This is a genomic window from Flavobacterium cutihirudinis (assembly GCF_003385895.1).
Lineage (GTDB): Bacteria > Bacteroidota > Bacteroidia > Flavobacteriales > Flavobacteriaceae > Flavobacterium > Flavobacterium cutihirudinis.
The window spans coordinates 188,374-209,801 of the sequence record NZ_QRDQ01000009.1 but is presented as its reverse complement, the minus strand read 5'-3'; the positions used below and the strand labels follow the sequence as shown (position 1 = coordinate 209,801).

The window sequence follows — 21,428 nt, the reverse complement described above, 5'->3', positions numbered from 1 at the left end:
TTATACATGAGTTATTTAGATAATATTTTATTCGCCATACTTCTTATAGTTGGTTTCGGTTTTTTTGCAGCGAGCGTAAAAAAAATCATGCGAAACATTAATTTAGGAGTTGATGTAGATCGAAAAGATAACCCTAAAGCTCGCTGGAAAAACATGGCATTGATTGCCCTTGGACAATCAAAAATGGTGAGACGCCCTGTTGCCGGAATCCTTCATATTTTTGTATATGTAGGTTTTATTATTATTAATATTGAATTACTAGAGATCATTATTGATGGTCTTTTTGGAACGCATAGAATTTTTGCTCCTTATTTAGGAGTTGTTTATGATGTTCTGATTGCGTCTTTTGAGATACTGGCAATACTTGTGATTTTTGCAGTTACAGTTTTCTGGATCAGAAGAAATTTCATCAGATTAAAACGTTTTATACATTCTGATTTAACAGGATTTCCAAAAAGCGATGCGAATTACATTTTGTATTTCGAAACTGTTTTGATGATCTTGTTCTTATTAATGAATGCCTCTGATTTTCATTTGCAAAATGTTCCAGGTGGATACTCACATTTTCATAAAGCAGGAAGTTATCCAATAAGTCAGTTTATTGCGCCTATTTTTAATGGTACGTCAAATGAATTGGTTGGGCTTTTGTTCGAAGTATTCTGGTGGTTGCATATTGTAGGTATTTTAGTTTTTATGAACTATTTGTACTTCTCAAAACATTTGCATATTCTTTTGGCTTTCCCGAATACGTATTTTGCAAACTTGAAACCAGAAGGTCAGTTCGATAATTTAGCTTCAGTAACAAAAGAAGTGAAATTAATGATGGATCCAAATGCCGATCCTTTTGCTGCGGCGCCTGTTGATGAAAATGCAGCTCCGGCTAAATTTGGAGCAAGTGATGTTCAAGATTTAAACTGGGTACAGCTTTTAAATGCTTATACGTGTACAGAATGTGGACGTTGTACATCATCATGCCCGGCAAATCAAACAGGAAAAAAATTGTCTCCTCGTAAAATTATGATGGACACGAGAGATCGTTTGACAGAAGTGGGAAAAAATATTGATGCTAACAAAGGTGTTTTTGTTCCGGATAATAAAACATTATTAAACGATTATATTACACCTGAGGAATTATGGGCTTGTACGTCATGTAATGCATGTGTAGAAGAATGTCCGGTAAATATTAGTCCGCTTTCTATTATCATGGATATGCGTCGCTATTTAGTGATGGAGCAAAGTGCTGCGCCAATGTCACTGAATGCAATGATGACTAATATTGAAAACAACGGTGCACCTTGGCAATATAGCCAACAAGATCGTTTGAATTGGAAAAACGAAAATTAATATAGTTTAATTGGTTATTTGTTTAACCGTTTAAGCGATTTGAATAAAAAATATTTAGGTTTTTAGTAGGTAATAGCAACGAGTGCGATTAACCAAGTAAACGATTAACCGATTTAACAACAAAAGAAGATGTCAGAAAGTTTAGTAGTGCCAACAATGGCTGAAATGCTAGCCCAAGGAACACAGCCAGAAGTTTTATTTTGGGTAGGTTGCGCAGGAAGTTTTGATGATAGAGCAAAAAAAATTACAAAAGCATTTGTGCGTATTTTAAATCGTACGAATGTTTCATTTGCGGTTTTAGGTACTGAAGAGAGCTGTACTGGAGATCCTGCAAAACGTGCCGGAAACGAATTTTTGTTTCAAATGCAGGCCATGATGAATATCGAGGTTTTGAATGCATACGAAGCAAAGAAGATTGTTACGGCTTGTCCGCATTGTTTTAATACTTTAAAAAATGAATATCCTGAATTAGGTGGAAACTATGAAGTTATTCACCATACAGAGTTTTTGAAGTCATTAATTGATGATGGAAGATTGACTGTTGAAGGTGGTCAGTTTAAAGGAAAGAAAATCACTTTTCACGATCCTTGTTATTTAGGAAGAGCAAACAAAGTTTACGAAGCGCCTAGAGATTTAATTCAGAAACTTGATGTTGAATTAGTTGAAATGAAGCGTTCTAAAGCAAACGGTTTGTGCTGTGGCGCTGGTGGAGCACAAATGTTTAAAGATGCTGAACCAGGAAATAAGGAAGTGAATGTTTTGCGTACTGAAGATGCTTTAGAGGTACAGCCAGATATTATTGCTGCTGGATGTCCTTTCTGTAATACTATGTTAACAGATGGTATTAAACATCAGGAAAAAGAAGGACAAGTAAAAGTGCTTGATATAGCTGAATTAATTGCAAATGCGCAAGATCTTTAGTGTTTTTAAGGGGCAAAGTAACAAAGGTTCAAAGGGACAAAGGTTTTAACCTGTAACTTGAAACCTGAAACAAAACAAACAAAATAAACAAAATTTTAAAAATGTATATACCTTTTGAAAATTTACCTGGTGAATCTAGAGTTTGGATTTACCAATCGAACAGAAAATTTTCTGAGGAAGAGTTTTCTGAAATCGAAACTGATTTGAAAGCTTTTGTAGAAGAATGGGCGGCTCACGGAACAAGTCTTGAGGCTTCGTTTTTGCTGAAATACAACCGTTTTATTATACTAGCTGTAAATCAGGATGTTCAGGCTGCTACAGGCTGTTCTATTGATAGCTCTGTGGAATTTATTCAAGGTTTGGAGAAAAAGTACAATGTCGATTTGCTTGATAAAATGAATGTTACTTTTAAACTTGGTGAACACATCGCTCACAAACCGTTAATTGATTTTAAAAAGATGGTTAAAGATAAATCGGTTTCTGAGAATACGATTGTTTTTAATAATCTTGTAAATAACATCGAAGAATTTAATGAATCTTGGGAAGTTCCTGCTGCCGATAGCTGGCATAGCAGATTTTTCTAAGAAGAATTTATAATATTATTTGAAAGGCATTAAACTTAGTTTTGTGCCTTTTTTTTGTTTTATTGTTTCAGGTTTAACGTTTCGAGTTTCGCCAAAGTTTTTCATTCCTAGTTTCTCGGAATGAAAAACTTTGATTTGATTTAACATTGATAAAGTTGTTGATACAGATGACTTATGAAAACAAAAACATCTAGTCTAGCCCCGATGGAAGTGGTATCCTTTTATGGCGGGGTTCGCCATAAAAGATATAGCGGACAGCGGGACGGGTGGTCTTTTGATTGAAGATGTTCTGCTTCAAGAAATTAATATATTAATTAGAATTAATCTTATTTTGTCAAAAATCTAACAATTTAAAAGCTTAATTAAACGCTATTTTTGAGTATTTTCGTAGAATTAAATCTAATACATGAAAATAGCAATAGTTTGTTATCCGACGTTTGGCGGTAGTGGGGTAGTAGCCACTGAGTTAGGTCTTGAATTAGCCAGACGAGGACACGAAATACATTTTATAACTTATAGTCAGCCGGTTAGGTTGGCGCTTTTGAATCCTAATGTTCATTATCACGAAGTAAACGTTCCTGAATATCCTCTTTTTCATTATCAGCCTTATGAATTGGCTTTGTCAAGTAAATTGGTTGATATGGTGAAATTGTACAAGATTGAAGTGCTTCATGTGCATTATGCTATTCCACACGCTTATGCGGGTTATATGGCGAAGCAAATGCTGAAAAACGAAGGAATTAATCTGCCAATGATTACGACGCTTCACGGTACAGATATTACGCTGGTTGGAAATCATCCTTTTTATAAACCTGCGGTGACTTTTAGCATTAATAAATCAGATTATGTGACTTCGGTTTCGCAGAGTTTGAAAGACGATACCTTGAAGTTGTTTAAAATTAAAAATAAAATTAAGGTGATTCCGAATTTTATCGAATTGGATAAAGTGAAGAAAGATCCTGATGCACCTTGTCATCGTTATGTAATGGCGAAGGAAAATGAGCGAATTATTACGCATATCAGTAATTTTAGAAAGGTAAAACGTATTCCGGATATTATTAAGATATTCTATAATATTCAGAAAGAAATGCCTGCCAAATTAATGATGGTGGGAGATGGTCCTGAGAAAGAAAAAGCTGAAGTTCTATGTATGGAATTAGGGATTTACGACAAAGTAATTTTCTTTGGAAACAGCAACGAGATTGATAAGATTTTATGCATGACCGATTTATTTTTACTTCCATCGGAAACTGAAAGTTTTGGTTTGGCGGCTTTAGAAGCGATGGCACTTGGGGTTCCGGTAATTTCTAGTAATTCGGGTGGTTTGCCGGAGGTTAATTTTGATGGAGTTTCGGGTTATTTGAGCAATGTTGGAAATGTTGATGAAATGGCTGCAAATGCGATTAAAATTTTGAAAGATGATGCAACTTTGAGTGAATTTAAAAAGAATGCGCTGGAAGTGGCTAAGAAATTCGATATTAAAAATATTCTTCCGAAGTACGAAGCTTTATATCAAAAAGCTATTGACGATTATAAAGATTAAAACATTAATTTAAAATTTAATGCATGAAAAAGATAATTGCAGTTCTAGCAGTTTTTGTTTTGATTTCTTGTGGAGCGAAGAAGACTTCGGGCTCAACGGCTTTATACGAAGTTTTGACAGAGCAGTCGAATGGAGGTGGAAATATCAAATTTTTTGAAATTCTGACAGAGCCTAACGAAATCAAAATGCTTGAGAATGACCCACTTTTAGCAGATAAAATGAAGCAAACGGATATTAGTAATTCGAATTATGTTATTTTGAATATGGGCGAGAAAAACACAAGTGGATATTCTATTGGTGTTGAGAAAGTAGAAGAAACGGATAAAAATATTATTATTACGGTTAAGGAAAATAGTCCTGCTCCAGATGCGATGGTCATGCAGGTAATTTCATATCCTTATACTGTGGTTAAAATCCATTCTAAAAAGGAGATAATTATTAAGTAAAAAGTGCAAAGTGCAAATGCAAAGTGCAAAGTTAAAAGTTTAATATCAGTTTGATTTTTTTGCATATTGAACTCTTTTTTCTAAATTTTAATCATAAAAAAACCTGTCGCAATTAAAACGACAGGTTTTCTTTTACAATTATTTTTTATTCTTATTTATTTAGAACTTGAATTTGATTCCTAAACCAACATCAAATCCAAAGTTGTCATCGTCATAGTATCCAGAACCAATTTCAGGTCTTGCATCTAATGATAAAAGAATTGGCACTTCTTTGAAGCCATATTCGATTCCGATATCTCCTGCAGCAAAAACGTATGTTCCACTGTCGTTATATTTTACATTATTGTTGTAATAATCATGGTCCCAGGCAGCAATACCACCACCAACACCAGCGTACCAGTTAAAACCTCCATCGATGTTCCAAACCCATTGGTACAAAGCAACACCTTTGATTGCGTCAACATCGCTGCTGTTTCTCCAGCCTAAATCAAATTCTAATCTATTTTTCTGGTTTAAACCTCTTTGGTAAGATACTTCTCCTCCAAATCCGTTATTGTCTCCTAAGCGTAATCCTAGGGCGTTTTTTGCTATGTCTTGCGATTGAGCCGTAAATGCTAGTCCGAATAGCATGATGGCAGATAAAATGATTTTTTTCATAAAAATGGTTAAATTTATTTTTCAAATGTATAATTACAGTCCTCTAGAGAACGTATAAGATTTTTGAAAATTGTTATATAATTCACATTTTTTGAAAAGAATTATGTAAAGAGTAAGCTCTTAAGTATTGTATTTGTTGATTTTGTGAGGTTTAGAGAATGTCTTTTGCAAGTAATGAAGTTAATAGTTGAGAAGTTAGATTATCTTCCATTTCGAATAAATTTTCTTCTTCGGTAAATTGGCTTTCAGCATAAGAATAGAGTTTCCAACGTTTTTTATGATATTCTAAAGCGGTTAAATTTTCTATCCAGTCGCCTGAGTTTAAATAGAGTGTAGATCCGTGACGGTTTTCTTTGGTGATAATTTTAGGTTCATGGATATGACCACAAATAACATAGTCGTATTTTTTTTCGATAGCCAAATCTGTAGCAGTAGTTTCAAAATCTGAAATAAATTTTACGGCTTTTTTTACGCTGGCTTTTATTTTTTTAGAAAAAGAATAAGGTTCACGACCCAATTTTGCCAGACACCAGTTGGCAAATCGGTTAGTAAGAATTAAATAATCATAACCTAAACCACCTAATTTCGCAATCCATTTTGAATGCTGTACTGAAGCATCAAAAACATCTCCGTGAAAAATCCACGCTTTTTTTTCGTCTAATTCCAGTACTAATTTATCTACCAATGAAAAATTCCCCATATTCATATCGCTGAATTTTCGGAGAATTTCGTCGTGGTTTCCGGTAATATAATAGATTTTTGTTCCTTTCGAAGCCATTCCGATAATGCGTTGAATAACTCTTAAATGCGCTTTCGGAAAATAAGATTTTCTAAATTGCCAGGCATCAATAATATCACCGTTCAAAACTAAAGTTTTTGGTTTAATGCTTGATAGATAGTTGTTTAGTTCTTTAGCATGGCTTCCGTAAGTTCCTAAATGGACATCAGAAATAATGACCAATTCGACATTTCTTTTTTTCAATTTTTCAATTTTTGGAGTTTAACAAATAAAAGAAAGTCTGCTAAGATCTGTTTTATCAAAAGGTTATCAATTCTGCTTCAATTTTAATAAATTATGATTTTTATACGGATTAACCTTCAGTTAATAATCACAATTTTATATTTTTTAATTTAATTCATAAAACTTACATTTGCTAAAACTAATAACATGGCAGGAAATAGCTACGGCACATTATATAGAGTTACAACATTTGGTGAATCGCACGGAGAAGCTTTAGGCGGTATTATTGATGGATGTCCATCAGGAATTGAGCTTGATTTTGAAGCAATCGAAGTAGAAATGTCTAGAAGAAAGCCTGGACAGTCGGCCATTGTAACGCAAAGAAAAGAACCAGATGCAGTTCAGTTTTTATCTGGAATTTTTGAAGGGAAAACAACCGGAACTCCAATAGGTTTTATTATCCCGAATACCAATCAAAAATCTGACGATTACTCTCATATTAAAGACAATTACAGACCAAGCCATGCTGATTATGTTTATGATCAGAAGTATGGCTTTCGTGATTATCGCGGAGGCGGAAGAAGTTCGGCACGTGAAACTGCAAGCCGCGTAGTGGCAGGTGCAATTGCAAAACAAATGTTGCCTGAAATTAAAATCAATGCTTACGTTTCTTCTGTTGGCCCAATTCATTTGGATACTCCTTATCAGGATTTAGATTTTTCAAAAATTGAAAGCAACCCAGTTCGTTGTCCTGATGAAAAATCGGCTGCGATTATGGAGGAATATATTCGTGACATTCGTAAACAAGGTGATACTGTTGGAGGTGTCGTTTCGTGTGTAATTCAAAATGTACCGGTTGGACTTGGAGAGCCGGTTTTTGATAAATTACATGCAGAATTAGGAAAAGCAATGCTTTCAATCAATGCTGTAAAAGGTTTTGAATATGGTAGTGGTTTTTCGGGTTCTGAAATGAAAGGAAGCGAACATAATGATTTGTACAATCCGGACGGAACAACTAAAACGAATCTTTCAGGAGGAATTCAGGGCGGAATTAGTAACGGAATGGATATTTACTTCAGAGTAGCATTCAAACCTGTAGCAACGATTATGCAGACTCAGGATTCATTAGATAATAAAGGAAATATTACACCAATGACTGGTAAAGGCCGTCATGACCCGTGTGTTGTACCTCGCGCAGTGCCAATTGTTGAAGCAATGGCAGCGATTGTTTTGGCTGATTTTTATTTAATCAACAAAACATATTAATAAAAGTTAAGACAGTGAGGGTCTTAATATTTTAATTTAAAATATAAAATTAATGCAAGTAACAGAAACCAAAAAAAAATCATTTCTTTCAGGATTAACAGGCCAGATTATTATCGCAATGGTACTGGGAGCAACGCTGGGGATTATATTACATAATTATATTTCACCAGAAGCTGCGCAGTCATTTAGTAATAAAATTAAAATGCTGGCGACGGTTTTTATCCGATTAGTTCAGATGATTATTTCGCCTTTAGTATTTACAACATTAGTTGTTGGAATTGCCAAACTTGGTGATATAAAAACGGTAGGAAGAATTGGCGGAAAGGCGCTTGGATGGTTTTTTACGGCATCATTTATATCCTTATTGATTGGGTTGTTTTATGTAAATATCCTTCAGCCGGGTGTTGGTTTACGATTGGACCACGTGGATATGGCTGCAGCTTCAGAAGTTACGGCAAAAACTAAAACGCTTTCTGTAGAGAATTTTGTGGAGCATATTGTTCCTAAAAGTATTTTTGAGGCAATGGCAACCAATGAAATTTTACAGATTGTAATTTTCTCTATCTTTTTTGGATTGGCAGCTGCTTCTTTAGGAAGTACTGTAAAACCTGTAATTAATGCTTTAGACAAAGCTTCGCATATCGTTCTAAAAATGGTAAACTATGTAATGAACTTTGCTCCAATTGGGGTTTTTGGTGCCATTGCTGGAGTATTTGCAGTTCGTGATGCTGAAGAACTTGTGATAACGTATTTTAAATTCTTCGGATCATTTTTAGTTGGAATAAGTACACTTTGGGTGGTTTTAATTTTAGTGGGTTATATTTTTCTAAAAGGAAGAATGACCGATTTATTAAAACGTATTATTGGCCCGCTTGCGATTGCCTTTGGTACGACAAGTAGTGAAGCTGTGTTTCCTAAATTAACGGAAGAATTAGAAAGCTTCGGAGTAAAGGATAAAATTGTTTCGTTTATGTTGCCGTTGGGTTATTCTTTTAATCTTGACGGAAGTATGATGTATATGACTTTTGCCAGTATTTTTATTGCACAGTTTTATGGTGTTCATTTGGATATAGGGACTCAAATGGTAATGCTTTTGGTTTTAATGCTTACCAGTAAAGGAATTGCCGGTGTTCCAAGAGCAAGTTTGGTTGTTGTAGCAGCGACTTGCGGGATGTTTGATATTCCGGTGGAAGGTATTGCCTTGATTTTGCCAATTGACCATTTTTGTGATATGTTTAGAAGTGCGACAAATGTTTTAGGAAATGCTCTTGCGACTTCTGTTGTTGGACAATGGGAGAACAACAAAGAGATGCAAGGGGAATTGCAGGAATAATAAGTAATATTATATCTCATTTATCTGATTTTTATTTGATTAAAAAGATAAACAAAAGCTAAAGAAAGCTGTATTTTTAGATGAAATACAGCTTTTTTTTATTTTTAAGTGTATATTTGAGAAAATTATCCAATTTATGCCCCGTAGACGGATTTTTTTACTTCTCTTATTTGCTCTGAATTGCTTTGTCAGTTCGGCAATAGCACAATCTGAAAAGATTTCAGACGGCAAAATCGATAAACTCGTAAAGAAGGCTTTGCAAGAGTACCGAAGCTCTAACTTCGAAAAATCATTAATCACTTCCCGAATAGCTTTAAATTCGGCTACAGCCTCAAAAAACAATACTTTAATTTCTCGTTCCTATAATATTATTGCAGCCAATTATAATGAATTGTCTGAGGTCGATAAAGCGATATTTTTCTATAAAAAAAGTTTAAGCTACGCCAATAGGACGGATAACGATTCTATAAAATACAATCTTTATAATAACTTAGGGAACATGTATTGTTTTGAAAAAAAACAATTTGACATTGGAATTCGTTATTATAAAAAATCCATTGCATACGGCTTAAAAATTAATGATTTGAGTCAGGTATATTTTACTAATGTTAATATTGCCTGGGCTTATTTTGATATCGGTAATTTTAAGGAAGGTTATCCATATTTGAAATTTATCGATGCTAATAATGAAAAATATGGCGATGAATCAACCGCTGTTATTGTAAACATGCTTCATGGTATGTATGCAAGCTTTCAGAATGAAAATGATGCTGCTAATGCCTATTTTTTGAATGCGATAGAAGCAGGGAATAATAGTGAGGAAAGGTCTGATTTGTCTTATGCCCATTTGGAATATTCGAAGTTCTTAAAGAAAGTAAAACGATATAAAGAGGCTTATGAAAATCTAACGCGCTACAATCAAATTACAGAAGAACTCTATAATCTCGAAAAACTTAAAAAGGCATCAATCGCCGGTTTTAATCTTGAATTAGATGAATACAAACGGCAAATTGATAAAATTGAAAATGAGAAAATTTCACAGTATCAAAGTCTGAGAAATTCCCGCATCATCGTGATTCTGTTTATTCTTATTTCTCTCATTTTAATATTTCTGATTATAACCTTGATAAAAAACATCAGATTTAAAAAGAAACACAATTTAGAGCTTCTTAAAGCGAAAGAAATTGCAGAAGAGGCATCTTTACTCAAAACACAATTTATTTCGACTATAAGCCATGAATTACGTACGCCATTGTATGGTGTTGTAGGAATAACAAATATGTTGCTAGAAGAACACAAAGAATTATCCAGAAGTCAACATTTAAGTTCGTTGAAATTTTCAGCTAGATATTTGCTTTCGCTGGTAAACGATATTTTGCAGATTAACAGAATCGAAGAGAATAAAGTCGTTTTAGAAAACCTGACATTTAATATTTCAGATGAAATTACGATGATAAAAAATTCGCTTTCCTTTTTATCTCAAAAAAATAATAATAAAATCAATGTCGAAATCGATCCGGAAATACCGGAATATTTAATTGGTGATAAACTTAGACTTGCTCAGATTTTAATGAATTTAGTGAGTAATGCGCTAAAATTCACTAAAGATGGTGAAGTTGAAATTAAGGTTGATCTTTGTCGTATCGAAGAGAAAAACCATTTCCTGAGTTTTTTGATAAAAGATAATGGTGTTGGAATTGCTATTGTTGATCAAGGTAAAATTTTCGAAAAATTTGTTCAGGTTGGCAGAAAAGATGAAGATTATCAGGGAACCGGATTGGGATTAAGCATTGTGAAAAGATTGCTTGGTCTTTTTGGAAGTAAAATTACATTGGAAAGTGATTTGGGGAAAGGAACTTCATTTTCTTTTGTTATTCCGTTTGAGCATGATCCACAAAAAACGAAAAAAATTATTGAAGAAATTGAAGTGGATCTGACTTCAAACGAAGTGCATAAAATCCTGATTGTCGAAGATAATTTGATTAATCAGTTGGTAACCAAGAAAATTATTGAGAAAAACAATTACATCTGTAAAGTGGTTGATGATGGTTTTGGTGCGTTAGAAATTTTAGAAAAAGAAACTTTCGATCTTATTCTGATGGATATCAACATGCCGCTTATGAATGGTTTTGAAACCACAAAAAGGATTCGTTTACAAGGCATTAAAACACCAATTGTTGCACTTACCGCTTTTGATAAAGATGAAATAACAGACGAAGCTATTTCGTCCGGAATTAACGATATTATCGTAAAACCTTTTGAACCTGTAAAGCTGTTTAAAATTATAAGCTATTTAATAGAAGAAGCAAAAAACGCTGGTTAATACCAGCGTTTTTTATTTTGTTTAGAAGCATTAGATTTTCGCGATTTATGTGCGCCACCGCTTCGATTTGAATTTTTTGGTTTTTCTCCGGCTTCCGGACTTCCTGAATGCCATTGATATGGATGTTCAGTAATTATTTTAACATCAACTTTTATCAGTTTTTTAATGTCTTTCCAGTAAGGTTCTTCGTCTTTTCCACAAAATGAAATTGCAATTCCGCCATTTCCTGCACGACCTGTACGACCGATACGGTGTACATAGGTTTCAGGAATATTAGGCAAATCAAAATTGATTACGTACGGAAGCTGTTCAATGTCAATTCCTCTTGCTGCAATATCTGTCGCAACAAGAACGCCAACTTCTTTATTTTTAAAAGCATCAAGAACACGTTGTCTTGCGTTTTGGGATTTGTCTCCGTGAATAGCTTCGGCAGGAATATCTTTTTTGCGAAGTGCTTTTACAACATTATCAGCGCCGTGCTTTGTTCTTGAAAACACCAGTACATTTGATAAATTTTCTTCTTTAATTAAATGATAAAGCAAGTTTCTTTTTTCTGTTTTGTCAACAAAGTAAATGCGTTGTTCCACATTTTCTGCTGTTGAAGATACCGGTGAAACTTCTACTTTTTCAGGGTCTTTCAGAAACATTTCGGCTAACTCGCGAATCGCAATTGGCATTGTTGCTGAAAACAGTAAAGTCTGACGGTTTTTTGGCGTAAGCTTTACAATCTTTTTTACATCGTTTATAAAGCCCATATCAAGCATTTGATCGGCTTCGTCTAAAACTAAAGTGTGTAAATGATCAAAATCAAGAAATCCTTGTTTGTGTAAATCCAGTAATCTTCCAGGAGTTGCTACAAGAATATCTACTCCGTTTTTTAAAGCTTCAACTTGTGGATTTTGAGAAACACCTCCAAAAATGGTTAACTGTACTAAATTGGTGTATTTGCCATAAGTGTCAAAACTTTCGCCAATTTGCACCGCAAGTTCACGTGTTGGTGTAACGATAAGAGCTCGAATTTGTTTGGCTTTTTTTGATGAACCTACAATTCTGTGTAATTGATGTATGATTGGAATGGCAAATGCCGCCGTTTTTCCTGTTCCCGTCTGTGCGCAGCCAATTAAATCTCGTCCCGATAAAATAATCGGAATAGATTGTTCCTGAATTGGAGTAGGGTTTAGGTAGCCTTCTTCAAATACGGCTTTTTGTATACTTTTTGAAAGTGATAAATCTTCGAATAACATATCTAGGTTGTTAAGATTTTAGTTTTAAATACTAAAAATTCTGTGCAAAGATAGGTTTATTCGGTCAATCCTTAAGTTGAAATTAGGTTTATTTGAAAAAGTAGTTGATTTTCAGTTGTTTATTTGATTTCTAATGTTCTAAACTTTTTCGTTGTTTGCTTTTATAAAATCTGTTACCAGGTATCCTATTAATTTTCCAATTAAATTATTGTTTGGCGAATCTGATAAATCTGGTGCACCTTCGCAAATATGCAAATAAGTAGCGTTTTTATGCTGTCCGAAAAAAGAAATAAACTGACGTAATTCTTCTACCGAAAAACCGCTAATTGTCATAGCGCTGCTCGCAATGTTAGGGATAGCATCAAGATCGATTTCTATTCCAAAAGAATCGTTTCGGATGAATTCAAGAGCCAATGCCATTTCTCTTCCAAAATCTTTTTCTTTACGAATATTGACACTGTCGTATGTGTTATATCGTACACGATCTTCTAGTTTTTTGATGATATCTAAAACGCTTTTTGAAGTGTAGTTTTCGTGCAAACCAAAGATGAAGTATTTTTTCAAAAAACCTTCTTCATAAGCGTATGAAAAACCATTTCCGCTATGACGGCCTTCTAAAATCCTAAAATCAGAATGGGCATCAAAATTAATAGCATTTATTGGTTTTCCTTTGGCAAGAGCCGAACCTTTGATATTTCCGTAAGCATTATTATGGCCTCCGCCAATGATAATTGGTGTTTTTCCGGCTTTTATAATGTTAAATATAATATGAGAAACTTCTTTATCAATTTTTTCTACTAATTGACTTAGTTTTGATCGATCGTCAATATCATTGAAATCCAGATTTTCGACATCGCGCATTTCTTCAGAAACATTAATATGTCCTAAAACTATAATCTGGCTACCTTTAGAAAAACGATTGTGTTGAATATTAGCAATACTTTTTATAGCACTTTGCCATGCCGATGCAGCACCGGGCCTTCCATAATTTGCCCGAACACCAATATCTTCCGGAATTCCTAAAAGTACATATTTCGCCTCGCTTTCAGTTAGGAATTTGATTTTGTCTGCCCCTTTAGGAATGACAATCATTTTTTCGCCAAACTTTATTTCGCCGCTTCTATGATTTGTGATTTTTGCTAAATCATTTACAGTAAAAGGAATTAATTTATCCATAGAAAAAAATTATTGTCCAAAAATAATATAATTGTATTAACTTACGTTATTACGATATATTAATTCTTAAATTTGTTATTAAAGAAAATTATTCAATATGGAAAACCCAAAGAACAACAACTCAAGTCTAAAGGCGATAATTGCCGTTTTAGCAGTCCTACTGATTGGTAGTTTAGTGTATATTTTTAAATTATCTTCTGATACAGAAGTAGTTAAAACGGAGCTAACTACAACCATGACAGAAAAAGAATCTGTTATGAAAGATTTACAAGAATTAAAAGCAACTTATGATGCTGCTATTGCGGAAAACACTTCTATGTCTGATGAATTAATTCAAGAAAGAGATAAAGTAGTTGCGTTAATGGATGATTTGAATAAATCTAAAGGAGATGTATCTAAATACAAATCTCAGGTTTTGGCAATGCAAAGCAAAATGAAAACTTTAGTTGCTGAAAACGATGAGTTGAAAAAACAAAACGGTGTTTTAACAACTCAAAGAGATAGTACAATTGTAGTATTAGGAGAATCTAAAAAATATAATGAAGTATTAGTTGGGCAAAACGAAGAGTTGGCTAAAACGGTAGAAAAAGGTTCTAAATTATCTGTTTTAAATACTAAAACTATTGCTTATAAAGTAAAAGGTTCTGGTAAACAAATTGAAACTGATAAAGCAAGTCGCGCTGATGTATTGAAAGTAAGTTTTACAATTGCTGAAAATTCAATCGCAAAATCTGGTGACAAAACGTATTATGTACAGGTTATCGATAGTAAAAACAATGTTTTAGGAGAAAAGAAAACTGAGAGTTTTGGTGATAACACTTTAACTTATAGTTTTAAAACTACAGTGAAATACGAAAATAAAACTGTTCAGGTTTCTGAAGATTTACTTGGTAAAGATTTTGAAAAAGGAGCGTATTTTATCAATGTATTTGATAATGATGAATTAGTTTCTAAAACTAGTTTCAACTTAAGATAATCGTGCCAAGAGGATAATAATACCACTAAAATATTAAAGGTCTGTGAGTTTTTCACAGACCTTTTTTTATGGGTAGAATTTTTATTCTAAAATTTTTCCTTCCAAGAATACACTTTCGATTAAGTTGCTGCCAAAAGCATATGGAATTTGGTAATAAGATGAAATTGGTTTTGTTAAAATTAAGTTTGCTTTTTTGCCTTTAGTAATACTTCCATGAGTTTCTGAAAGTCCCATTGCATATGCTCCATTGATGGTAGCGGCATTTATGGCTTCTTCGGGAGTCATTTTCATTTTAATGCAAGCCGTTGCAACCACAAAATTCATATTTCCTGAAGGAGTAGAGCCCGGATTGAAATCTGTTGCTAAAGCTAACGGAAGTCCGGCTTTGATCATTTCGCGCGCCGGAGTATAAGGAATGCTTAAGAAATAAGAACAAGAAGGTAAAGCTACCGGCATTGTTTCGGTATCTTTTAATGCTTCAATATCATCTGGATTCATTATTTCTAAATGATCTACAGAAAGTGCCTTAAATTTAACGCCAGCCTGAATTCCGCCAATAGAATTGAATTGATTCACGTGGATTTTTGGCTTTAAGCCGAATGCCAAGCCTGCTTCCATTATTTTTTCGGTCTCTTCCACAGAAAAATAACCGCTTTCGCAGAAAACATCTACGTAATCGGCTAATTTATTTTTGGCGATTTCTGGAAGCATCTTAGTGATGATTTCGTCAATATAACCTGTTTTGTTTTCTTTATAATGTGTAGGAAAAGCATGTGCGCCAAGAAATGTGGCTTTTATTGCAATTGGATAATTTTCAGCTAATTTATTAATAACGCGAAGCATTTTCAATTCGCCTTCAACAGTTAATCCATAACCTGACTTAATTTCAACAGCCCCAGTTCCTAAATGCATGACTTCTTCTAAACGAATTTTAGATTGTTCGTAAATTTCTTCTTCCGAAGTTTCGTTTAGCTTTTTAGCCGAATTTAGAATTCCGCCGCCACGATTTGCTATTTCTTCATATGATAATCCATTGATGCGATCAACAAATTCCTGCTCGCGATTTCCTGCATAAACAATGTGCGTGTGGCTGTCGCACCAAGTTGGAAGAATTACCTTTCCAGTTGCGTCAATGGTTTTGTCTGCTTTGATTTGCGGAAGATTTTCCATTGAACCAAAATCTTCAATCAAATTGTCTTTTAGAATTAAAAAGGCATTTTTTATTGTAGGAAGCACTGCCATTTCTGTTCCTGAAACTTTAGAAATTGAAGTTTCACGAACTTGGAGTAATTCTTGTATGTTTGTTATTAATGTTGTCATTATTGAAATTGTTATAAAACACAAATTTCACAAATTATCACGAATTAATCCGTGAAATCTGTGAAATTTGTGTTTTTGAATTATAATTTAATTTATTCTGAAACTTTTATTTCGAACATTTTGCTCCAGTTTTTACCGGTAACAAAAATAGTTTTTGTTTTAGGATTGTAAGCAATTCCATTTAAAGCATCATCACTCTTGACGTCATTCATTGTCTTTCTTAAAGCAGATAAATCTAAAATTTGTTCAACAGCACCGGAGTTCGGATTTACAACTGCAATGGCATCTTTGAACCATACATTAGCATAAATTTTTCCGTCGATCCATTCAAGTTCATTAACGGCTTTAATTTTTGAATTTCCAGAATAAACATTAATATAGCCAACCATTTTTTGTGTCGCTGGATCAACTTTCCAAATTTTTTCTGTTCCGTCTGTTTGATAAATGTTTTTTCCATCATTTGTCATTCCCCATCCTTCGATGTCTTTTTCGTAATCAAAAGTTTTTTCAAGCTTTAATGTTTTTGCATCATAAATAAAGCCTTTTTTGTTTTTGTACGTCAATTGGAATAATTTACCATTTAGAAATGTAATTCCTTCACCAAAATATTGTTTGTCAAGATCAATTTGATTGAAAACTTTTCCTGTTTTGTAATCGTATTTTTTAACAAATGAAGCTCCTTCCTGACCAGTGCTTTCGTATAAAGTATCATTATAAAATTCCAGTCCTTCAGTAAATGCTTTTTTATCATGAGCAAAAGTATTTACGATTTTATATTTCAATAATTTAGGTTCGATATCTGAAACTAACTCGATTCTTTTAGTCGCATCAGAAGAATCTCCGCCAAAATATACAGTAGCTTTTAGGTATTGATAGCCTAATTTTTGATCTAGTAATTCAATTCTAAAATCTGTAGCACCTTTTGTGCTTCCCACTCTTAGGTCGTTAATGAAGTAGGCAACGCTGTCGATTTCTTTCGAATTTGGGTTCAAAATTCCGATTGTAAGCGGTTCTTTTTGGGTAAAATGAGCCGGAAATGCAGAATCATCGATAGTAAATAAAGAATTTTCACCTTTATTTTTATCTCCACATCCAATTAATGTGATTCCTAATAAAATGACAGTTAGGAAGTTATATTTTTTCATAGTTTAAAATTTGAATAAGCCAATATACAACGATATTTTTATAGCAACAAAGCTCTTGCAAAAATATAAAAAGATTGTATATTTGCACCGGCAAGTCCTACACGACCAGCTCCTGCAGACTCCCCCAGGATGGGAACATAGCAAGGGTACGTGGTTGAGCGGTGCGATGTAGGTCGCTTGCCATTTTTTATTTTTTAGAATTTATATAAAAGCAGTCTTCCTTCGGGAGGATTTTTTTATTTTTACCCCATCCGAAGTTAAGTGTTTTTGGTTAGAAGTTAAATGTTGATTGCTTTGCGCAGTTCAAAAATAAACCCAATTCCAAAAAATTATAACTCATAACCCATAACTCAAAAAAATGAATAAAGTCGTTTTAATTACAGGAGGATCTTCAGGAATTGGAAAATCAATAGGTGAATTTTTGCATAAAAGAGGTTTTGTGGTTTACGGGACAAGTCGTAATCCTGAGAAAGTACTAAACTCGATTTTTCCGCTTATTGCTTTAGATGTTAGAAATGCAGATTCAATTCAGTCTGCAATAGCAAAAGTTATTGAGATTTCCGGACGTTTGGATGTTGTGATTAATAATGCCGGAGTTGGAATTACAGGGCCTTTGGAAGAAATTCCGATGGAAGAAATAAAAAATAATTTCGAAACCAATTTTTTTGGGCCAATTGAAGTTATGAAAGCTGTTTTACCACAAATGAGAGAGCAAAAATCAGGTTTGATTATCAATATAACTTCCATTGCGGCTTATATGGGATTGCCTTACAGAAGTGTTTATTCGGCTTCAAAAGGAGCTTTGGAGTTGATTACTGAGGCTTTAAGAATGGAAGTGAAGCAATTCGGAATTGAAATAACAAACGTAGCGCCAGGTGATTTTGCAACCAATATCGCATCTGGACGTTATCATGCGCCTGTTATTAGTGGTTCTGCTTATGAAAAAGTATACGGAGAAACGCTTGCGACAATGAATGAACATGTTGATGCAGGAAGTAATCCTAACGAAATGGCGGAAGCTATTTATAAAATAATGCAGGCTAAAAAGCCAAATGTTCATTATAAAGTTGGTGTTTTTATGCAGAAATTTTCAATTGTATTAAAGCGCGCTTTACCGGATAAAGTTTATGAGAAAATGTTAATGAATCATTATAAACTTTAAGATTGGGAGCAAAAGCAGGATTTAAATAACATAATTTTCAAATTGCTTAAGATTTTGAAATCGTTATTGCTATTGATTTTGTAATTTTGCACCAAATTTTTTCAAACACACAATTATAAATATATAGATTATGAAATTTTTTATTGATACAGCTAATTTAGCTCAAATTAAAGAAGCACAAGCTTTAGGTGTTTTGGATGGTGTAACAACAAATCCATCGTTGATGGCTAAAGAAGGAATTACTGGAAAGAACAACATTTTGAAGCATTATGTGGATATCTGTAATCTTGTTGAAGGTGATGTAAGTGCTGAAGTAAATGCATTGGATTATGATGGAATGATTAAAGAAGGAGAGGAATTAGCTGAATTACATGATCAGATCGTTGTTAAATTGCCAATGACTAAGGAAGGTGTTATGGCTGCAAAATATTTTTCTGATAAAGGAATCAAAACAAACGTAACTCTTGTTTTTTCTGCTGGGCAGGCATTATTAGCGGCTAAAGCTGGTGCGACATATGTTTCTCCATTTATTGGTCGTTTGGATGATGTATCTACAGACGGATTAAACCTGATTCAGGAAATTAGAGAGATTTATGATAATTATGGGTATGAAACTCAAATTTTAGCAGCTTCAGTTCGTCACACAATGCATATTGTAAACTGTGCTAAAATTGGTGCTGATGTAATGACAGGACCACTTTCTGCAATTGCTGGTTTGTTGAAACACCCTTTAACTGATATTGGATTAGCTCAGTTTGTAGCTGATTTTGAAAAAGGTAATAAATAAGATTTCTTGATAATAATTTTAAATCGCTGTCTTTCAATCGAAAGATGGCGATTTTTTTTTATTTTTATATATTCTAAATCGGTATATATGAAAAAGTTATTTGCAGTTTTGGTGTTCTTTATGGTTGTTTTGCAAGCAAATGCTCAGGCAAAAATACTAACGAGTGTTAATGAAGCTGGGGACGTGGCTACATACGAATTGGATTGTTCGGTCAAATTCCAGTCGCTGGCAAAAGGGTTACGTTACAATATTACCCGTCACGAGTTTAAGGGACCGGAATTGAAAAATTCTTATCGTTTGTTGTTGGTTATGGATGGTTTTTATTCGAAAACATTAAATAACGAGATGAAGATTTCGGCAGTTTTAACTGATGGTACTGTGATCGAAGCAAGAAAAATTATTGAAGATGATGGTTTTTTTGATGGTGCCTGTACACTTAAGATAAAAGATCCAAATGCGCTTTTATCGGCGAATATAGACAAAGTAATTGTTTATGCCGATAAAGAAGTGGTTTATAAGATTTCAGCGCAAAGCAGAGCTGTTTTTAAGAAGAATCTGGAGAATATTATTAGTGCTAAATAAAAAAAAGTTCTAAGTTGCTAAGATTCTAAGATACTAAGTTTTATTGGTATCTTTCCGTATAAAAAAAGTCCCGCCTTTATTAAGCGGGACTTTTATATATTTAGTATTTTGAGTTTTCTAGTGACCTCCAGAAAGTTTTTTGTCAAAGCTAATTCCTTGTTTTCTTAGGATTGAGCTTACGCTCCATGCATAAAATGCTAAGTAAGCAAAACATAAAACTCCAACGATATAACTAGCTTGAATTCCGATAAATTCCGATACAAAACCTTGTAACCAACTAATTACACCACCTCCCATAATCATCATGATCAGGAAGCTACTTCCTTGGCTTGTATTTTTTCCTAGACCACTAACAGCTAAGGTAAAGATACATGGCCAAAGTGTGCTACAGAATAATCCAACACTTGTGAAAGCATAAACACTTACCATTCCTGTTGTTGTCATACCAATACCAATGGCAACGATTCCTAAAGCAGAGAATATTAACAACATTCTTGCTGGGTTTCCTTTACTTGCAATATCAGCAGCAATTAGAACTAAAATAATTAATCCGTAGATATAGAACGGTGTCAAATCGTGTTTTGCGATTGCATTTACAGCCAGGAATACTCCGAAAGCTAAGTAAGGAGCAACAAAACGAAGAATCTGTTGTAGGCTTGCTTTTTCAGTAAAAGCTTCGATAGCTCCTGTCCAACGTCCAATCATTAAACTTGCCCAATATAATGATATGTAAGGTGCAACTTCATGAGTTAAAAATCCTAATTTACTTTCCATGTAAGCTGGTAAATTACTCGCTGTAGAAACTTCAACACCAACATATAGGAAGATAGCAATCATTCCCATTAAAAGTTGTGGATATTGTAGTGCTGATTTTTTTGCATGTGATCCTTCGGCAGCAATTTCTTCTTCAATCAAAGCCGGTTTGTCCGGAAGCGAAGAGAATTTCAATAAAACAGCTACTAATAAGAATGCTAAACCTAGAATTAAATAAGGGATTTTTACACTTTCAATGCTTAAAGTAGAGCTTCCAGCGCTTGATCCAAAAATAGCAAAACTAACAATAAGCGGTCCAATTGTAGTTCCCAAGTTGTTGATTCCTCCAGCCAATGTCAAACGTTGTGATCCTGTTGAAATTGGACCTAAAGCAATAGCCAATGGATTTGCTACAGTTTGTTGTAATGAAAATCCTAAAGCAACGATGAATAATCCAGATAGCATTAAAGGAAAAGATCCTGTGTTTGCAGCAGGATAAAATAATAAAGTTCCAAGTGCAGAAATAAGTAAACCTAGTGATAAACCATTTTTGTAGCCTATTTTGTTTACCAAATCTTCTTTTATTAAAACTGAAATCCCCATGTAGATTAAGGAACCAACTGTATAAGCAATATAAAATGCTAATGATACTAATTGGCTTTCTCCTTGTGAAAGATTAAATGCAGTTTTAAAAACCGGAATTAAGATGTCATTACTTGCAGCAACAAATCCCCAAAAGAAGAATACGATTACCAAGGGAATAAATTGGCCCCACTTGGTTTGTAGATTTTCTGAACTCATAATTTGTGATAAGGTTAATTTTTAATTTTATTGTTTTTTGAAGACCGTAAATATATTTGTTAAGATTATCAAAAAAAAATAAAAAGGCACAAATAATGTTAAAT

The 21,428-nt window shown here is 33.7% G+C and carries 19 protein-coding genes and 1 other RNA gene; 13 read left to right on the top strand and 7 right to left on the bottom strand.

Going from position 1 to position 21,428, the window contains the following annotated elements; all coding sequences use genetic code 11:
* Positions 1 to 6: 6 nt before the first annotated feature.
* The 5 genes from BD847_RS11905 (at position 7) to BD847_RS11885 (ending at position 4,838) form a co-directional block, all read left to right on the top strand.
* Positions 7 to 1,344, top strand: a complete 1,338-nt coding sequence (locus tag BD847_RS11905) for a (Fe-S)-binding protein (protein ID WP_115888500.1) — start codon at positions 7 to 9, stop codon at positions 1,342 to 1,344.
* Positions 1,345 to 1,473: 129 nt separating this feature from the next.
* Positions 1,474 to 2,265, top strand: a complete 792-nt coding sequence (locus tag BD847_RS11900; RefSeq protein WP_056203005.1) for a (Fe-S)-binding protein — start codon at positions 1,474 to 1,476, stop codon at positions 2,263 to 2,265.
* Between the two features lie 101 nt (positions 2,266 to 2,366).
* A complete protein-coding gene (locus BD847_RS11895; protein ID WP_031455874.1) occupies positions 2,367 to 2,849 on the top strand; it encodes a hypothetical protein in 483 nt (160 codons plus the stop codon).
* 406 nt (positions 2,850 to 3,255) lie between these two features.
* Complete coding sequence (bshA, locus tag BD847_RS11890; protein ID WP_115888499.1) at positions 3,256 to 4,392, top strand: N-acetyl-alpha-D-glucosaminyl L-malate synthase BshA; 1,137 nt, start codon at positions 3,256 to 3,258, stop codon at positions 4,390 to 4,392.
* Between the two features lie 23 nt (positions 4,393 to 4,415).
* Positions 4,416 to 4,838 (top strand): protease complex subunit PrcB family protein, encoded by a 423-nt coding sequence (locus BD847_RS11885; protein ID WP_115888498.1) that lies wholly within the window; start codon positions 4,416 to 4,418, stop codon positions 4,836 to 4,838.
* Positions 4,839 to 4,997: 159 nt separating this feature from the next.
* Here BD847_RS11885 and BD847_RS11880 read toward each other — a convergent pair whose 3' ends face one another.
* A complete protein-coding gene (locus BD847_RS11880; protein ID WP_115888497.1) occupies positions 4,998 to 5,495 on the bottom strand; it encodes a hypothetical protein in 498 nt (165 codons plus the stop codon).
* A gap of 151 nt (positions 5,496 to 5,646) precedes the next feature.
* Positions 5,647 to 6,477, bottom strand: a complete 831-nt coding sequence (locus BD847_RS11875) for a UDP-2,3-diacylglucosamine diphosphatase (protein ID WP_115888496.1) — start codon at positions 6,475 to 6,477, stop codon at positions 5,647 to 5,649.
* 186 nt (positions 6,478 to 6,663) lie between these two features.
* On the opposite strand from BD847_RS11875, the gene aroC reads away from it, so the two are divergent.
* From aroC to BD847_RS11860, 3 genes are all read left to right on the top strand, one after another.
* A complete protein-coding gene (gene aroC, locus BD847_RS11870; protein ID WP_035646957.1) occupies positions 6,664 to 7,722 on the top strand; it encodes a chorismate synthase in 1,059 nt (352 codons plus the stop codon).
* A gap of 52 nt (positions 7,723 to 7,774) precedes the next feature.
* Positions 7,775 to 9,055: a dicarboxylate/amino acid:cation symporter gene (locus BD847_RS11865; RefSeq protein WP_115888495.1), complete on the top strand. Its 1,281-nt coding sequence runs from the start codon at positions 7,775 to 7,777 to the stop codon at positions 9,053 to 9,055.
* A 136-nt stretch (positions 9,056 to 9,191) separates the two neighbouring features.
* Positions 9,192 to 11,378 (top strand): response regulator, encoded by a 2,187-nt coding sequence (locus BD847_RS11860; protein WP_115888494.1) that lies wholly within the window; start codon positions 9,192 to 9,194, stop codon positions 11,376 to 11,378.
* Here the strand turns inward: BD847_RS11860 and BD847_RS11855 are convergent.
* Positions 11,375 to 12,622, bottom strand: a complete 1,248-nt coding sequence (locus BD847_RS11855; protein ID WP_115888493.1) for a DEAD/DEAH box helicase — start codon at positions 12,620 to 12,622, stop codon at positions 11,375 to 11,377. The genes BD847_RS11860 and BD847_RS11855 overlap by 4 nt on opposite strands.
* 138 nt (positions 12,623 to 12,760) lie before the next feature.
* Positions 12,761 to 13,798: a formimidoylglutamase gene (locus tag BD847_RS11850; protein WP_115888492.1), complete on the bottom strand. Its 1,038-nt coding sequence runs from the start codon at positions 13,796 to 13,798 to the stop codon at positions 12,761 to 12,763.
* 97 nt (positions 13,799 to 13,895) lie between these two features.
* Here BD847_RS11850 and BD847_RS11845 point away from each other — a divergent pair, with 97 nt between their 5' ends.
* Positions 13,896 to 14,774 carry a hypothetical protein gene (locus BD847_RS11845; protein WP_115888491.1) on the top strand — a complete coding sequence of 293 codons (879 nt, stop codon included), beginning with the start codon at positions 13,896 to 13,898 and terminating at the stop codon, positions 14,772 to 14,774.
* Positions 14,775 to 14,855: 81 nt separating this feature from the next.
* Here BD847_RS11845 and hutI read toward each other — a convergent pair whose 3' ends face one another.
* Both hutI and BD847_RS11835 read right to left on the bottom strand, forming a co-directional pair.
* Entirely contained in the window at positions 14,856 to 16,094 is a 1,239-nt protein-coding gene (gene hutI / locus BD847_RS11840) for an imidazolonepropionase (RefSeq protein WP_115888490.1), read from the bottom strand.
* A gap of 92 nt (positions 16,095 to 16,186) precedes the next feature.
* The gene (locus BD847_RS11835) at positions 16,187 to 17,239 is read right to left on the bottom strand and encodes a glutaminyl-peptide cyclotransferase (protein WP_115888489.1); all 1,053 of its coding nucleotides are present in this window, start codon (positions 17,237 to 17,239) and stop codon (positions 16,187 to 16,189) included.
* Positions 17,240 to 17,327: 88 nt separating this feature from the next.
* Here BD847_RS11835 and ffs point away from each other — a divergent pair.
* The 4 genes from ffs (at position 17,328) to BD847_RS11815 (ending at position 19,770) form a co-directional block, all read left to right on the top strand.
* An RNA gene (gene ffs / locus BD847_RS11830) (signal recognition particle sRNA small type) lies at positions 17,328 to 17,425 on the top strand.
* Between the two features lie 172 nt (positions 17,426 to 17,597).
* Positions 17,598 to 18,401 (top strand): SDR family oxidoreductase, encoded by an 804-nt coding sequence (locus BD847_RS11825; RefSeq protein WP_115888488.1) that lies wholly within the window; start codon positions 17,598 to 17,600, stop codon positions 18,399 to 18,401.
* A gap of 130 nt (positions 18,402 to 18,531) precedes the next feature.
* Complete coding sequence (gene fsa / locus BD847_RS11820) at positions 18,532 to 19,188, top strand: fructose-6-phosphate aldolase (protein WP_115888487.1); 657 nt, start codon at positions 18,532 to 18,534, stop codon at positions 19,186 to 19,188.
* An 87-nt stretch (positions 19,189 to 19,275) separates the two neighbouring features.
* Complete coding sequence (locus BD847_RS11815) at positions 19,276 to 19,770, top strand: hypothetical protein (protein ID WP_115888486.1); 495 nt, start codon at positions 19,276 to 19,278, stop codon at positions 19,768 to 19,770.
* Between the two features lie 117 nt (positions 19,771 to 19,887).
* On the opposite strand, the gene BD847_RS11810 is transcribed toward BD847_RS11815, so the two are convergent.
* Positions 19,888 to 21,324 carry an MFS transporter gene (locus BD847_RS11810; RefSeq protein WP_115888485.1) on the bottom strand — a complete coding sequence of 479 codons (1,437 nt, stop codon included), beginning with the start codon at positions 21,322 to 21,324 and terminating at the stop codon, positions 19,888 to 19,890.
* Positions 21,325 to 21,428 lie beyond the last annotated feature (104 nt).

What these genes read in the sequence shown, in the direction of transcription:
- BD847_RS11850 (WP_115888492.1), bottom strand. Translation starts at nt 13,798, where the DNA reads ATGGATAAATTAATTCCTTTTACTGTAAATGATTTAGCAAAAATCACA.
- BD847_RS11880 (WP_115888497.1), bottom strand. Translation starts at nt 5,495, where the DNA reads ATGAAAAAAATCATTTTATCTGCCATCATGCTATTCGGACTAGCATTT.
- BD847_RS11845 (WP_115888491.1), top strand. Translation starts at nt 13,896, where the DNA reads ATGGAAAACCCAAAGAACAACAACTCAAGTCTAAAGGCGATAATTGCC.
- BD847_RS11885 (WP_115888498.1), top strand. Translation starts at nt 4,416, where the DNA reads ATGAAAAAGATAATTGCAGTTCTAGCAGTTTTTGTTTTGATTTCTTGT.
- BD847_RS11825 (WP_115888488.1), top strand. Translation starts at nt 17,598, where the DNA reads ATGAATAAAGTCGTTTTAATTACAGGAGGATCTTCAGGAATTGGAAAA.
- BD847_RS11810 (WP_115888485.1), bottom strand. Translation starts at nt 21,324, where the DNA reads ATGAGTTCAGAAAATCTACAAACCAAGTGGGGCCAATTTATTCCCTTG.
- hutI (WP_115888490.1), bottom strand. Translation starts at nt 16,094, where the DNA reads ATGACAACATTAATAACAAACATACAAGAATTACTCCAAGTTCGTGAA.
- BD847_RS11835 (WP_115888489.1), bottom strand. Translation starts at nt 17,239, where the DNA reads ATGAAAAAATATAACTTCCTAACTGTCATTTTATTAGGAATCACATTA.
- BD847_RS11860 (WP_115888494.1), top strand. Translation starts at nt 9,192, where the DNA reads ATGCCCCGTAGACGGATTTTTTTACTTCTCTTATTTGCTCTGAATTGC.
- BD847_RS11855 (WP_115888493.1), bottom strand. Translation starts at nt 12,622, where the DNA reads ATGTTATTCGAAGATTTATCACTTTCAAAAAGTATACAAAAAGCCGTA.
- BD847_RS11815 (WP_115888486.1), top strand. Translation starts at nt 19,276, where the DNA reads ATGAAAAAGTTATTTGCAGTTTTGGTGTTCTTTATGGTTGTTTTGCAA.
- fsa (WP_115888487.1), top strand. Translation starts at nt 18,532, where the DNA reads ATGAAATTTTTTATTGATACAGCTAATTTAGCTCAAATTAAAGAAGCA.
- BD847_RS11895 (WP_031455874.1), top strand. Translation starts at nt 2,367, where the DNA reads ATGTATATACCTTTTGAAAATTTACCTGGTGAATCTAGAGTTTGGATT.
- aroC (WP_035646957.1), top strand. Translation starts at nt 6,664, where the DNA reads ATGGCAGGAAATAGCTACGGCACATTATATAGAGTTACAACATTTGGT.
- BD847_RS11865 (WP_115888495.1), top strand. Translation starts at nt 7,775, where the DNA reads ATGCAAGTAACAGAAACCAAAAAAAAATCATTTCTTTCAGGATTAACA.
- bshA (WP_115888499.1), top strand. Translation starts at nt 3,256, where the DNA reads ATGAAAATAGCAATAGTTTGTTATCCGACGTTTGGCGGTAGTGGGGTA.
- BD847_RS11905 (WP_115888500.1), top strand. Translation starts at nt 7, where the DNA reads ATGAGTTATTTAGATAATATTTTATTCGCCATACTTCTTATAGTTGGT.
- BD847_RS11900 (WP_056203005.1), top strand. Translation starts at nt 1,474, where the DNA reads ATGTCAGAAAGTTTAGTAGTGCCAACAATGGCTGAAATGCTAGCCCAA.